This is a genomic window from Actinoplanes sp. NPDC089786 (assembly GCF_040684855.1).
Taxonomy (GTDB): Bacteria; Actinomycetota; Actinomycetes; order Mycobacteriales; family Micromonosporaceae; genus Actinoplanes.
In genome coordinates, this window is sequence record NZ_JBFBGU010000007.1 from 178332 (window position 1) to 191328 (window position 12997).

A 12997-nucleotide genomic window follows, 5' to 3' on the forward strand; every position below is an offset into this window, starting at 1 on the left:
AATCGTTCACTCACAAATGGACATTCCAGGGTGAGCGAATGATCGCAGCCGCCTGATCGGCGACGTCGTTGCCGGGCGGCCGGGTGACCAGATCCGACAGCGCGAACATGTCCAGCACCCGCCCGATCTCCCGCCACTCCGGGTGCCGGGGCTCATGCGCGGCGAAAGCCTCGTCGAAGCCGTCCAGAAATCCCGGCGGGTAGCCGTCCCCGAAGCGGGCCATGTTGGCCGCGTCCCCGTACGGGCTGCCGGCGTAGGCGAACTCCCAGTCCAGCACGGCCGTCACCCGCCAGCCGTCCGCACCCCGCGTCACCAGGATGTTCTTCGGGTTGACGTCACCGTGGGCCAGCCTCGCGCCCCCCTCGACGGCGGTGAGCCTCGGCGCCTGCTCGGCGCACCGCCGCAACCAGGCCGCCCGCTCACCCGGCGTGAGCCGTTCGGTCTTGGCCATGCACTGCTCCACGAACGGCACCAGCTGCTCCGACCAGGGCGGCTGAGCTCCGGGGGTCAGCGTCGCGTCGGTGAAGAACCCGGGCGCGTCGAAGCGCACGTCACCGATCCGCGCGATCACCCGCCCCACCTCCCGGCCGAGCCCCTCCGCGTCGTCCGGCCGCTCCTCGAGGACCCGGCTCAGCACCGTTCCCTCGACGAACGCGATGGCCATGGCGTCCGCTTCGACGAGCAGAACCTCAGGCACGGGTACGGGCGCCAGCCGCATCACCGCGGCCTCGATCGCCGGGTCTCCCCCGCCGAACCGGGCCACCACCCTCCGGTCGGCCAGTTCGAGCAGCACCGTCTCATGCGAATAGCCACCCGCCAGCGTGGTCGCCCTCCGCACCGCCCCGCCGAGCGCCGCCGCGATCCGTTCCCCGTCCTCAGCCCGCATCGCGCCAGTCAACCACTGCCGCCCGGCCGGGATTGACCCGGTGTGTCGGGTTCAGCTCCGGGGTGCGGACACCTTCTCGATCCGTTCCAGGCGCCGGATGGCGAGCTGGACGTCGGCGCTCCCCTGCGCGCCGGCCTTGCGCAGCGCCGGCAGGGCGCTCACGTCACCGAGCCGGCCCAGAGCGTAGGCGGCGGCGTCTCTCTCCGGCCGGTCGGCCGCGTCGCCGTCGCCCTTGCTCTCGCCGTCGCTCTTGCCCTCGCCCTTGCTCTCGCCGTCGCCCTCGCGTTTGCTCTCACCGGACAGGATCTCGCACAGGGCGGGCACGGCCCGGCGGTCGCCGAGGTCGCTCAGGGCGCTGACGATCAGCCACGTGTCGTCCCCGGCCGACGTCTTCTCCGTCAGCGCGCGCAGCAGGGGCTCCACGCACCGCGGGTCGCCGGTGTAGCCGAGCGCCGACGCGACGTGCGGCCGGTCGGCGGGCCGCCAGGACTCGAACAGCTCGAGCAGGGTGGTCACCGCCTCCTCGCCACCCAGGCGGCCGAGGCACCGGAGGACGGTGACGCGGTTGAGCCTCGGCGCCCGGTCGTTGCCGGCCGACCGCAGCCAGGCGACCAGGGCGCCGGTCGCGCGCCGGTGCTTCGTGCGGCTGAGCAGGTCGGCCGCGCCGAAGGTGCAGCGGGCCGGGTCGGTGACGTCGGCCACCAGGATGTCGGTCACCCGGGGGTCGTCGAACTCGTCGAGCGCCCGCAACGCGGCTCGGCGTACCCGAAAATCCTCGTCCTTGGCGCAGACGGCGATCGGCTCGAAGTGCACCGGGTCGGCCGCCTGCCCGAGAGCCTCGAGGGCGATCCGGCGGACCCGGGACGACCGGTGTCCCAGGGCGGCGAGCACCGGCGGCCGGGGCGGGGTCCGCCGGGCCAGGGCCGCCGCGCCGATCAGCTCGACCAGCTCACCCTTGCGTTCCGGCAGCTCGGACATCAGCGCCCACAGCTGCTCGTCGACCACCACCCCCGGGATGGCGGCGAGCGCCTCGACCTCGGCCGCGGTGACGTGCCAGCTCCGCCGCAGCCACCCGGTGAGCGCTTCCACGGTGGCCCGGCCGCGCAGCGAGGCGAGCGCGAGATAGGCCTCGGGCACGAACTCCCGGTCGTTCCGCACGAAGTCGGTCAGGTCGGCCACGACCGCCCGGTTCCCGGTCCCGGCCAGGGCGAGGTAGACCTCGGGCATCGCCTTGGGCCCGCGCCGCATGTGTTCGGTCAGGTGGGCCAGCGCGTCGGCGCTGCCGATCGAGGCCAGCGTGCTGATCGCCGCCACCCGCAGGTCGAACGGCATGCTCGCGTCGTCCATCAACCCGATCAGCGCCGGCACGTCGTCGGCGCCCGCCCGGCGCTGGAGCAGCCGCCGGGCGCCGGCCGCGACCCCGGCGAACTCGCCGCGGGAGAGGCCGGGCCAGGCATGCCGCCGCAGCGCGTCGATGAACTCGTCGACGAAGAACCGGTGCCCCCGCCCCTCGATCCGATCGAGCGCGGCGATGGCGCCGGCCAGCTCGACATGGCCGAGCAGCGGCCCGATCGCCCGCTCGTCACCGACCTCACCCAGCGCCGCGATGACCGACCCCGGGCGACGCCCCCGGCTCAGCGCAGCGAGCAGCCGCTTGACGTCACCCCGACGCTCCCACCGCTTGATCCGGTACTCATCGAACACGCCTCCAGTATGGTCGTTCCGTCACGGCGGCCGGCGCCGCCATGGACGCTCCCGACCCGATCGCGTCGGCGACTCAGGGAGCGTCGGAGCCGGCGAAGCGCAGCGGTAGCTCGTTCGGGCCGTTGATGCCGATCGCCGGGCGCCAGGTGACCTCGCCGGCGATGACCGGTGCGCCGAAGCGGCGGGCCAGGATCGGCAGGGCCTCGCCCAGTTCGGCGTGGGCCAGGGCCGAGCCCAGGCAGTAGTGCGGGCCGGCGCCGAACTGCAGCAGCGGGGCCTCGCGGACGGCCGTGATGTCGAAGACGCGGCCGCCGGGGTAGGCGCGCGGATCACGCTGGGCGGTCGTCACGGCCGCCGTCACGAAGGTGCCCTCGGCGATCGCCAGGCCGCGGTACTCGAAGTCCTCGGCGGCGCGGCGGAACACCGTGGCCGCGGACGGGCGCCAGCGCATCGACTCGGCGACGGCCCGCGGCGCGAGGGACGGCTGGTCGCGGAGCAACTGCCACTGGTCCGGGTGCTCGGCGAAGGTGACCATCAGGTTGGCGAACTGGTGGCGGGTGTTGTCGTGGGCGCCGAAGACCAGGGTCACCAGCAGGTTCCGGAGCTCGGCCCGGGTGACGGTCCGGTCGGCCCGCCAGGCGGCGACCATGTCGGAGATCAGGTCGTTTCCCGGCCTCGCCGCCTTCTCGTCGATCAGCGCGTCCACGTAGCCGTCCAGCCCGGCGACCGCACGCTCCACCCGTTCGGCCGTGTCGCCGCCGGCGGCCAGGCCGAAGATCAGGCCGATGTCGCTGGTCCAGACGCTGAACGTGTCGTAGTCGGCGGCGGGCACGCCGAGCAGCTCGCACATCACGGCCAGGGGCAGCCGGTTGGCGAAGGTGTCGACGAAGTCGGCGTCGTCGACCGAGTCGGCCAGTTCCTCGGCCCGGGCCCGGATGAACGGCCGCAGCGCCTCGATGGTGCGCGGCGTGAACGAACGGCCGACGAGGCCACGGAGCCGGCGGTGGTCGGCACCGTCCTGGTTGACGAGCATCGGCACCCACCAGTCGTGGATGGGACCGCCGGTGATGCCGTTGCGGCGCATGTAGTCGTCACCGCCGTGGTCGAGGCGGCGGTCGCGCATCAGCTCGTTCGCCTCGGCGTACCGGAGCACGATCGGCCCCAGTGGACTGTCGGCGTACCAATCGGCATCTTGAGCTGCGAAGACAGAGGGTGAGGTGAAAGCGAAAGCCGGATCGACGACGTCTAGGTACGGCATGTCACACAGTGTGCCGTACCGGTCACCAAGGTCGGAACGCCTAACGTCGCCCTCGCGGGGCGGGGATAGCCACGGCGTCCCGCCCGGCCGATCGGGGCGGCATCGTGATCGGCATGAGCTTGCAGCTACCGAAACTGGGCCTCGGCACCATGGGCATGACCGCGATGTACGGCACGCCGGACGAGGCCGAGGCTCTCCGGACCATCGACCGTGCCGTCGACCTGGGCGTCACGATGTTCGACACCGCCGACATGTACGGCCCGTTCACCGGCGAGGAGCTGCTGGGACGGGCGCTCGAGGGCCGCCGCGACGACCTGATCGTGGCCACCAAGGGCGGCGGCGTCACCCTCGACGAGACCGGCCGGATCGTCGGCGGGCCCAACGGCCGTCCGGCCTACCTGCGGGCGGCCGTCGAGGGTTCGCTGCGCCGGCTCGGCACCGACCACATCGACCTCTACTACCTGCACCGCGTCGACCCCGGCGTCCCGGCCGAGGAGACCTTCGGCGCCCTCGCCGACCTGGTCCGGGAGGGCAAGCTGCGACACCTCGGCATCAGCGAGGCGTCGCCGGCGAGCATCCGGGCCGCCCACGCGGTCGCCCCGCTGGCCGCGGTGCAGACGGAATACTCGCTGTTCACCCGCACCGTCGAGGTCAACGGGGTGCTCGACACGGCCCGCGAGCTCGGCCTCGGCTTCGTCGCGTACTCGCCGCTCGGCCGGGGTTTCCTCACCGGAACCGTGCGATCGGCGCGCGACCTGCCGGCCGGCGACTTCCGCCGCACCTCGCCCCGCTTCGCCGACGAGAACCTGGACCAGAACCTGGCCCTGCTCGACCGGATCGTCGCGATCGCACAGACGCGAGGCGTGCCGCCCGGTCAGCTCGCCCTCGCCTGGGTGCTGGCCCAGCCGGGTGTCTCGGCCATTCCCGGTACGAAGCGGCGCGCCTACCTCGAGCAGAACGTCGCCGCCGCGGCCATCGACCTCACCCCGGAAACCCTCGCGGAGCTGAGTGCGGCGGTTCCGGTCGGGGCCGCGGCGGGCGACCGTTACGCTCCGATGGGCATGGCCTCGATCCAGGAATGAGGGTGTGCGATGGCCGACGAGCTGGGTGTGTTCCTGCGTGACCGGCGGGAGGCGCTGCGACCGGCCGACGTGGGCCTGGCCCCGGGCGGCCGGCGGCGCACCCCCGGGCTGCGCCGCACGGAGGTGGCCATGCTGGCCAACGTCTCCGTCGAGTACTACGAGCGGCTGGAGCAGTCGCGCGCCGCCAATCCGTCCGAGAGCACGCTGGCCGGCCTGGCCCGGGCGCTGCGGCTCTCGGTCGACGAGCGCGACTACCTGTTCCGGCTGGCCGGCCATCCGGCGCCGGCCCGGCACGCGGCGGGCAGCTACGTCGACCCGGCCATGATGTTCCTGCTCGACGCGCTGACCACGGTGCCGGCCCACGTGATCGACGACCTGACGACGATCCTGGCCCAGAACGACCTGAGCCGGGCGCTGCTCGGTTCGTGGACGGACGCCGACGGGCCGGAGGCCAACGTCATCTGGCGCTGGTTCACCGATCCGTCGTCGCGGCGGCTCAACGTGCCGGCCGAGCACGAGACCATCGGCCGGGGCTATGTCGCGGACCTGCGGTCGGCGTACGCCCAGCGCGGACGGGACGGCGTCGCCTCCCGGCTGATCGCCGATCTGCACGAGGCGAGCGAGGAGTTCACCCGCTTCTGGGACTCGCACGAGGTCGGGGCGCTGGCCTCGACCCGCAAGATGCTCGACCACCCGCGGGCCGGCCTGCTCGACGTCCGCTGCGAGTACGTCCTGAGCACGGTCACCGGCCAGCGGCTGGTCATCTTCCGCCCGCAGCCCGGCTCCGCGACCGCCGGGAACTTCGACTTCCTCCGCGTCCTCGGCGGCCAGTCCTTCGACCCCTAGGCCCGGCGTTTCTCCTCGACGAGGCGCTCGCCCGGATGTGATGGTGGGCGAATGCTGTTGATCGTGGGTGAGGCCATCGTCGTCTACCAGCGCCAGGGCGACGGGCCGTGGACCGGGCCGTGGCCGAGCGGGGCGCCCGCCATCAGCTCGTACGTGGCGTCCCGGCTCGGTGTGGAGGTCGCGTTCGTGGGCGGCGTCGGCCGGGACGACCACGCCCGGGTGATGGCCGACGGGCTGGGCGCGGCGGCGCGTCTGGTCGTGTCCGACGACCGGCCGACCGCCACGGCCTACATCACCTACCACGGCGAGGACCGCTCCTTCGACTTCCGCGTGGTGGGCTCGGCGGCGGCCGCGGTGCCGTCGTCGGCCCTGGGCGACCTGCCCGAGCGGGCGCGCTGGGTGCACCTGTCCGGCTCGGCCCTGATCTTCGGCGAGCCGCTGGCCACCACCGCGCTCGAGGCGGTGCGGCGCGGCAAGGCCGCGGGGGCCACGATCTCGGTCGACCCCAATGTACGGGTGGAAGCGCTCACGCCCGCCGGCCGGGCGGCGCTGATCGCCGTGCTCCACGAGGCCGACGTGTGCCTGCCCAGCGAGGGCGAGCTCGAAGCCCTGGGCGTGGACCCGGCTTCGCTGAACGCGGTCGTCTGCACCACCTACGGTGCGGCCGGCGCCGAGGTCAACGGCGTACACATCGAGGCGCCCCCGGTCGACGCCATCGACACCGACGGCGCCGGCGACACCTTCGCCGCCGGTTTCATCGCCGCGTCCCTGGCCGGCGCCGACCCGGTCACCGCCGCCCGCAACGGAATCCGCGCGGCGGGCGCGGCGGTGACGGTGGAGGGCCCGATGACCGTGACGTTCGACTGACCGGGCGCCGGCCAAGATCTTCGGGTGGGCCTGGGTGAACCCGTGGTATCACCTCCGGGTCTGCTGACCTGAGCCGGGAGCGCCGCGCCTGGATCAGAGGGCGCGGCGCAACCAGTCCTCGACGCCGGCGATGTGGACCATGGTCCAGGAGCGGGCCAGCTCGGGGTTGCGGGCCTCGATCGCGTCGATGATGGTCTGGTGCTGTTCGCGGGTGCGGTCGACCGCGCCCTCCTGGGTGAGGCCCCGCCAGACGCGGGCCCGGACGGTCGGGCCGGACAGGCCGTCGATCAGCGAACACAGCACCGAGTTGCCGGCGCCGTCGGCGATCTGGCGGTGGAACTCCAGGTCGTTGGCGACCAGCGCCTCCACGGTCGGGTCGGGGCCCAGCTCGGCCAGGACCTGGCGCAGGCCGGCGATCTGCTCGGCGTTCATCCGGTCGGCCGCCAGCGCCGCGGCGGCCGGCTCCAGGATGCGGCGGACCTCCATGAACTCCAGCACGGTGTCGTCGCGGTGGAAGTCGACGACGAAGCTCAGCGATTCGAGCAGCAGGTTCGGGGCGAGGCTGGTGACGTACGTGCCGTCGCCCTGGCGGACGTCGAGCACCCGGATCAGCGACAGCGCCTTGACCGCCTCGCGCAGCGAGTTGCGGGACAGGCCCAGCCGCTCGGCCAGGTCGGCCTCCTTGGGCAGCCGGTCCCCCGGGCCCAGCTCCCCCGAGGTGACCATGCCCTTGATCTTGCTGATCGCCTCGTCGGTCAGCGCCATGAGCCCAACTCCGGGAGAGTCAGGGGCGAGCCGAACTCCGGGAGAGTCAGCGGCGAGCCGAGCTCCGTCAGTGCCATGGTCAGGAATCTAGCCGGTGACCCACACCGGGCCGTCCGGGTACGCGTACTCGGCCAGCGTCGCGGGGTGCATGGCCGCGCTGAAGCCGGGCGCCCGCGGGGTCAGGTAGTGACCGTTCCGCACGCGTACCGGATCGACGAAGTGCTCGTGCAGGTGGTCGACGTACTCGATGACCCGGTCGCCGATCTCGCCGGACACCGCGACGAAGTCGAACATCGACAGGTGCTGGACCAGCTCGCACAGGCCGACCCCGCCGGCGTGCGGGCAGACCGGCCGGCCGAACTTGGCCGCCAGCAGCAGGATGGCGATGTTCTCGTTGACCCCGGCCACCCGGGCCGCGTCGATCTGCACGTAGGAGACCGCGTCGAGCTGGAGCAGCTGCTTGAACACGACCCGGTTCTGCACGTGCTCGCCGGTGGCGACCCGGATCGGGGCGATGCCGCGGGCGATGGCGGCGTGGCCGACCACGTCGTCGGGGCTGGTCGGTTCCTCGACCCACCACACGTCGTACGGGGCCAGCGCCCGCACCCACTCGATGGCGTCGGGCACGTCCCAGCGCTGGTTGGCGTCGACCGCGATCCGGATGTCGGGGCCGCACACCTCGCGGGCGATCCGCATCCGCCGCAGGTCGTCGGACAGGTCGGCGCCGACCTTGAGCTTGATCTGGGTGAACCCGGCATCGAGCGCCTCCCGGCAGAGCCGCCGCAGCTTCTCGTCGTCGTAGCCGAGCCACCCCGGCGAGGTGGTGTAGGCCGGGTAGCCGGACTCGAGCAGCTGCTGCTCGCGCTGGGCCCGCCCCGGGGCGGCGGCGCGCAGGATGCCCAGCGCCTCGGCCGGGGTGATCGCGTCGGTGAGGTAGCGGAAGTCGACCAGCGCGACCAGCTCTTCCGGCGAGAGCCGGGCCAGCAGCTGCCACAGCGGCAGCCCGGCGCGCTTGGCCTTGAGGTCCCACAGCGCGTTGATCACCGCCGAGATGGCCATGTGCATGACGCCCTTCTCCGGCCCCAGCCAGCGCAGCTGCGAGTCGTGCACCAGCTCGCGCCACATCCCGCCGAGGTCGTTCAGGACCAGATCAACATCACGATCGATGAGGTACGGCCGGAGCGCGCCGATCGCGGCCGTCTGCACCTCGTTGCCGCGTCCGATGGTGAACGCGAACCCGTGTCCCTCGAGGTCGCCCGCGGAGGTGCGCAGCACGACGTACGCCGCGGAGTAGTCGGGGTCGGGGTTCATCGCGTCCGAGCCGTCGAGCTCGCGCGAGGTCGGGAAGCGGATGTCGTACGTGTCGACCGAGACGAACCGGGCGCTCATCGAACTCCTCTGTGCGTTGGTGCGTTTCACAGCGCGCGGCGCAGCCATTCCTCCACGCCGGCGACGTGCACGGTGGCCCAGGAGCGGGCCAGGTCGGGTTGGCGGTTGGCGATCGCGTCGACGATGGCGAGATGCTGCTCCCGCGTACGCCGGTTCGCGCCCTCCTGGGTGCGGCCGCGCCAGATCCGGGCCCGGGTGGTCGGCCCGGACAGCCCGTCGATGAGCGAGCACAGCACCGTGTTGCCGGAGCCGGCCGCGATCTGCCGGTGGAACTCCAGGTCGGCGGCGACCAGCCCGTCCACCGACGCGTCGGCCGGGCCCCGGGCCAGGTCGCGCAGGACGGCGACCTCCGCGTGGCCCATCCGGCGGGCCGCCATCGCGGTGGCCGCCGGTTCCAGGATGCGGCGGACCTCCAGGAACTCCAGCACGGTGTCGTCGCGGTGGAAGTCGACGACGAAGCTGAGCGACTCCAGCAGCAGGTCGGGCGCGAGGCTGGTGACGTACGTGCCGTCGCCGCGCCGGACGTCGAGCACCCGGATGACCGCCAGGGCCTTGACCGCCTCGCGCAGCGAGTTGCGGGACAGCCCGAGCCGCTCGCCCAGGTCGGCCTCGTTGGGGAGACGGTCGCCGGGGCCGATCTCCCCGGAGACGATCATCCCCTTGATCCGGCCGATGGCCTCGTCGGTGAGCGCCACCTAGTCCTGCGCCTTTCCGGTGGTGAGCCGGGCCAGCATCAGCGCGATCAGGATGATCAGGCCGTAGATGGCCTGGATCCACTGGGCCGAGACGCCGGCCAGGGTGAGGATGTTGTTGATCAGGCCGAGCACGACGACGCCGCACAGCGCCCCGAAGAGCGTGCCCTTGCCGCCCTCCATGCTGACCCCGCCGATCACCGCCGCGGCGAACACCGTGAAGATCATCCCCTGGCCCTGGGCCGCGGCGACCGAGCCGAGCCTCCCCGTCATCATCAACCCGGCCAGGGCCGCGAGCAGGCCGCCGACCATGAACACCACGAAGATCACCCGATCGGCGCGGATGCCGGCCGCCTTGGCCGCGTCCGCGTTCCCGCCGATCGCGTAGACCGCCCGGCCGCTGCGGAACCAGCCGAGCAGCGTGATGCCGGCGGCGAAGAGGACCGCGCAGATCCAGATCGAGGCGGGCAGCCCGAGCCAGACCGCGTTGCCCAGGTAGAGCACGGACGTCGGCAGCTCGAACAGGTTCTGCCCGCCGGTGATGCCGATCTGCAGGCCGCGCAGCACGATCAGCATGCCCAGGGTGACGATGAACGCGCTGAGCCCGAACCGCAGGATCAGCATCCCGTTGAACGCCCCGATCAGCACCCCGACCAGCAGGCAGATCGGGATGGCGAGCCAGGTCGCCCACTCGGTGCCCAGCCCGTTGCTCGCGGCCGGGATGACCAGCGTGACCGCGAGGGCGGGGGCGAGGCCGACGGTGGACTCCAGGGACAGGTCGAACCGGCCGCCGATCAGGATGATCGCCTCGGCCAGCACCAGCAGGGACAGCTCGGTCTGCTGCTGGAGGACGTTGACGATGTTGGCGCTGGACAGGAACACCGGGTCGATCAGGGCACCGACCAGGATCAGCACCACGATCGCGGGGACCAGCGCGAGGTCGCGCATCCTCCCCAGCCTGGGCACCCGGGCCGCGATGGCCGTGGTCATGACGACACTCCTTCGATGGCGGCGACGACCTGCTGGTCGTCCCAGCCGCCGGGCAGGGAGGCGGTGATCCGCCCGTGGAACATGACCAGCACCCGGTCGCAGTGCCGCAGGTCGTCCAGCTCGTCGGAGACCATCAGCACGGCGGTGCCGGTGTCGGCGGCGGCGCGGACCGCCCCGAGCAGCGACTCCTTGGAACGCACGTCGACGCCGGCGGTGGGGTTGATGAGGACGAGGACCCGCGGATCGGTCGACAGGCCGCGGGCCAGGACGACCTTCTGCGCGTTCCCGCCGGAGAGGCTGCCGACCGGCGCCGCCGGGCTGGACGTGTGGATGTCGAAGCGCCGGATCATCTCCTCGGCCAGGGCGGTGCGCCGGGCCGGCAGCGCGGTCCCGGCCGGCCCGAGCCGGTCGGTGAGCGGCAGCGTGGCGTTCTCGGCGACCGACAGCAGGGGCACCAGGCCTTCCCGGTGGCGATCCTCGGGGACGAGCCCGATGCCGGCCTTCAGGGCCGCCGGAACCCCGGGACGCACCACTCTCCCGGCGACCTCGATCGAGCCCGCGTCCGCCTTGCGCAGCCCGCCGACCGTTTCGGCCAGCGACACCTTGCCGCTGCTGCCCGAGCCGGTCACCCCGACGATCTCGCCCGGCCGCAGCTCGACCGAGATGTCGTCGTACGCGCCGGCCAGCCGCAGCCCGGACAACCGCAGCACCGGGTCGGCGGAGGACGTGAAGCCGCGCGCCGCGACCGCCGCCGGCCCGGTGTCCGACCCGGTCATCGCCGCCACCACGGACGCGTGATCGACCGAGCCGACCGGAGCGGTCAGGATGTGCCGGGCGTCGCGGAACACCGTGACCGTGTCGCACACCTCGAAGATCTCCTTGAGGTGGTGGGAGATGAACAGCATGGTGACCCCGGCCGCCGCCAGCGACCGCATCCGGTCGAAGAGCCGGTCGATGGCCGCGCCGTCGAGCCGGGCGGTCGGCTCGTCCAGGATGATGAACCGCGACCCGTGGGACAGCGCCCGGGCGATCTCGACCAGTTGCCGCGCCTCGACGCCGAGGTCACCGGCCATGGCCGCCGGGTCGACGCGTACCCCGTACTCCTCGAGGAGCGCGCCGGCCCGCCGGCGCAACGCGCCCCACCTGATCGGGCCGTGATCGGCCTGGCGGTTCAGGAAGAGGTTCTCGGCCACGGACAGCGCCGGGATGATCGTGGACTTCTGGTAGACGCAGGCCACGGTGCGGCGCCAGCCGTCCCGGTCGGCGAGCGCGGGCGCCGGCTCACCGCCGAAGCGGACCGTGCCGGCGTCCGGCCGCAGCAGCCCGGTGAGGACCGCGACCAGCGTGGACTTGCCGGCGCCGTTCCGGCCGACCAGCGCGTGCGTGGCGCCGGGTTCGATGGCGATCCCGGCGTCGTCGAGCGCGATGGTCGGTCCGAACCGCTTGGTGATGCCGGCGGCCTCGACGAGGGCCATCACTTGCCGATCTGGTTGCCCCACAGGGCCTTGTCGTCGACGTTCTCCTTGGTGACCAGGGGCGCCGGGAGCTGGTCCTCGAGGTTGCCGCCGCCGACGTCGACGATCGTGCTGTCGTGGTCGGTGGGTCCGGGCTGGAAGGTCTTGCCCTCGACCGCGGCCTTGGCGTACGTCAGCGCGTACTTGGCGTAGAGGTCGGCGGGCTGGGAGACGGTGGCGTCGATCTCGCCCTTGCGGATGGCGTCGAACTCCTGCGGGATGCCGTCGTTGGAGACGACGAAGATGTGCTTCGGGTCGGTCGGCGGCACGATCAGGTTCTTCGAGCGCAGCAGCTGCAGCGTCGGCGCGAGGAAGGCCCCGCCGGCCTGCATGTAGATGCCGTTGATGTCGGGGTGCTGGGCCAGCCGGGTCTGCAGCGCGGCGGACGCCTTGGCGCCCTCCCACTCGGTCGGCTCGGCGAAGATCGTGATGCCGGGGAACTTGCTCTTCATGCACTCGGCGAAGGCCTCCGAGCGGTCCCGGCCGTTCACCGACGACAGCGAGCCCTGGAACTCGATGACCTTGCCCTTGCCCTTGAGCTTGTCGCCGAGGAACTCGCAGGCCTTCTGCCCGTACGCCCGGTTGTCGGCCCGGACCACCATGAACACCTTGCCCTTGTCCGGGCGGGTGTCGACCGTGACGACCGGGATCTTCTTCACCTCCAGCTGCTGCAGCGTGGTGGCGATGGCGCCGGTGTCCTGCGGGGCCATCACGATCGCCTTGGCGCCCTGGCTGGACAGCGCCTGGGCGTTGGCGACCAGCTTGGCGATGTCGTTCTGGGAGTTGGTCGGTGGCATCAGGTTGATGCTGTTCTCCTGCGCGAACTGCGGGATGTACTTGGCGTAGGAGATCCAGAAGTCGGTGTCGGCGCGGGGCAGGTCGACCGCGATCTGCGGGCTGCCCGCGTTTCCCGAGGCCGATGAGGAGTCGCCGGAGTTGCAACCGGCGGCCGCGAAGACGGTCACGGCCGCCATGGCGACGCCGAGGAGGGAGCGTCTCATGTC

12 protein-coding genes are annotated in these 12997 nt (G+C 72.4%); 3 read left to right on the forward strand and 9 right to left on the reverse strand.

Going from position 1 to position 12997, the window contains the following annotated elements:
- Positions 1-10: 10 nt before the first annotated feature.
- The 3 genes from AB0O15_RS22740 to AB0O15_RS22750 all read right to left on the reverse strand — a co-directional run bounded on the left by AB0O15_RS22740 (position 11) and on the right by AB0O15_RS22750 (position 3848).
- Entirely contained in the window at positions 11-886 is an 876-nt protein-coding gene (locus AB0O15_RS22740) for a phosphotransferase (protein WP_364321772.1), read from the reverse strand.
- 51 nt (positions 887-937) lie between these two features.
- Positions 938-2590, reverse strand: coding sequence for a HEAT repeat domain-containing protein (locus tag AB0O15_RS22745; protein ID WP_364321775.1), 1653 nt, complete (start codon positions 2588-2590; stop codon positions 938-940).
- 73 nt (positions 2591-2663) lie between these two features.
- Positions 2664-3848, reverse strand: a complete 1185-nt coding sequence (locus tag AB0O15_RS22750) for a cytochrome P450 (protein ID WP_364321778.1) — start codon at positions 3846-3848, stop codon at positions 2664-2666.
- A 113-nt stretch (positions 3849-3961) separates the two neighbouring features.
- Here AB0O15_RS22750 and AB0O15_RS22755 point away from each other — a divergent pair, with 113 nt between their 5' ends.
- From AB0O15_RS22755 to AB0O15_RS22765, 3 genes are read left to right on the forward strand one after another with little or no spacing between them, the layout of a single operon-like run.
- A complete protein-coding gene (locus tag AB0O15_RS22755) occupies positions 3962-4930 on the forward strand; it encodes an aldo/keto reductase (protein ID WP_364321781.1) in 969 nt (322 codons plus the stop codon).
- 9 nt (positions 4931-4939) lie between these two features.
- Entirely contained in the window at positions 4940-5776 is an 837-nt protein-coding gene (locus tag AB0O15_RS22760; protein WP_364321784.1) for a helix-turn-helix transcriptional regulator, read from the forward strand.
- Between the two features lie 51 nt (positions 5777-5827).
- A complete protein-coding gene (locus AB0O15_RS22765; protein WP_364321787.1) occupies positions 5828-6643 on the forward strand; it encodes a PfkB family carbohydrate kinase in 816 nt (271 codons plus the stop codon).
- Between the two features lie 93 nt (positions 6644-6736).
- Here AB0O15_RS22765 and AB0O15_RS22770 read toward each other — a convergent pair whose 3' ends face one another.
- From AB0O15_RS22770 to AB0O15_RS22795, 6 genes are all read right to left on the reverse strand, one after another.
- Positions 6737-7408 carry a FadR/GntR family transcriptional regulator gene (locus AB0O15_RS22770; protein ID WP_364321789.1) on the reverse strand — a complete coding sequence of 224 codons (672 nt, stop codon included), beginning with the start codon at positions 7406-7408 and terminating at the stop codon, positions 6737-6739.
- Between the two features lie 87 nt (positions 7409-7495).
- Entirely contained in the window at positions 7496-8797 is a 1302-nt protein-coding gene (locus AB0O15_RS22775; protein WP_364321791.1) for an L-fuconate dehydratase, read from the reverse strand.
- Positions 8798-8823: 26 nt separating this feature from the next.
- Complete coding sequence (locus AB0O15_RS22780) at positions 8824-9492, reverse strand: FadR/GntR family transcriptional regulator (RefSeq protein WP_364321793.1); 669 nt, start codon at positions 9490-9492, stop codon at positions 8824-8826.
- A complete protein-coding gene (locus AB0O15_RS22785) occupies positions 9493-10479 on the reverse strand; it encodes an ABC transporter permease (RefSeq protein WP_364321794.1) in 987 nt (328 codons plus the stop codon).
- Positions 10476-11954 carry a sugar ABC transporter ATP-binding protein gene (locus tag AB0O15_RS22790; protein ID WP_364321796.1) on the reverse strand — a complete coding sequence of 493 codons (1479 nt, stop codon included), beginning with the start codon at positions 11952-11954 and terminating at the stop codon, positions 10476-10478. Before AB0O15_RS22790 ends, AB0O15_RS22785 begins: the two co-directional genes overlap by 4 nt.
- Positions 11954-12994 carry a sugar ABC transporter substrate-binding protein gene (locus AB0O15_RS22795; RefSeq protein ID WP_364321798.1) on the reverse strand — a complete coding sequence of 347 codons (1041 nt, stop codon included), beginning with the start codon at positions 12992-12994 and terminating at the stop codon, positions 11954-11956. Before AB0O15_RS22795 ends, AB0O15_RS22790 begins: the two co-directional genes overlap by 1 nt.
- Between the last annotated feature and the right edge of the window lie 3 nt (positions 12995-12997).

Excerpts from the sequence above, each read along its gene's own strand:
- AB0O15_RS22760 (WP_364321784.1), top strand. The coding sequence starts at position 4,940 with ATGGCCGACGAGCTGGGTGTGTTCCTGCGTGACCGGCGGGAGGCGCTG.
- AB0O15_RS22770 (WP_364321789.1), bottom strand. The coding sequence starts at position 7,408 with ATGGCGCTGACCGACGAGGCGATCAGCAAGATCAAGGGCATGGTCACC.
- AB0O15_RS22795 (WP_364321798.1), bottom strand. The coding sequence starts at position 12,994 with ATGAGACGCTCCCTCCTCGGCGTCGCCATGGCGGCCGTGACCGTCTTC.
- AB0O15_RS22765 (WP_364321787.1), top strand. The coding sequence starts at position 5,828 with ATGCTGTTGATCGTGGGTGAGGCCATCGTCGTCTACCAGCGCCAGGGC.
- AB0O15_RS22740 (WP_364321772.1), bottom strand. The coding sequence starts at position 886 with ATGCGGGCTGAGGACGGGGAACGGATCGCGGCGGCGCTCGGCGGGGCG.
- AB0O15_RS22785 (WP_364321794.1), bottom strand. The coding sequence starts at position 10,479 with ATGACCACGGCCATCGCGGCCCGGGTGCCCAGGCTGGGGAGGATGCGC.
- AB0O15_RS22790 (WP_364321796.1), bottom strand. The coding sequence starts at position 11,954 with ATGGCCCTCGTCGAGGCCGCCGGCATCACCAAGCGGTTCGGACCGACC.
- AB0O15_RS22775 (WP_364321791.1), bottom strand. The coding sequence starts at position 8,797 with ATGAGCGCCCGGTTCGTCTCGGTCGACACGTACGACATCCGCTTCCCG.
- AB0O15_RS22755 (WP_364321781.1), top strand. The coding sequence starts at position 3,962 with ATGAGCTTGCAGCTACCGAAACTGGGCCTCGGCACCATGGGCATGACC.
- AB0O15_RS22750 (WP_364321778.1), bottom strand. The coding sequence starts at position 3,848 with ATGCCGTACCTAGACGTCGTCGATCCGGCTTTCGCTTTCACCTCACCC.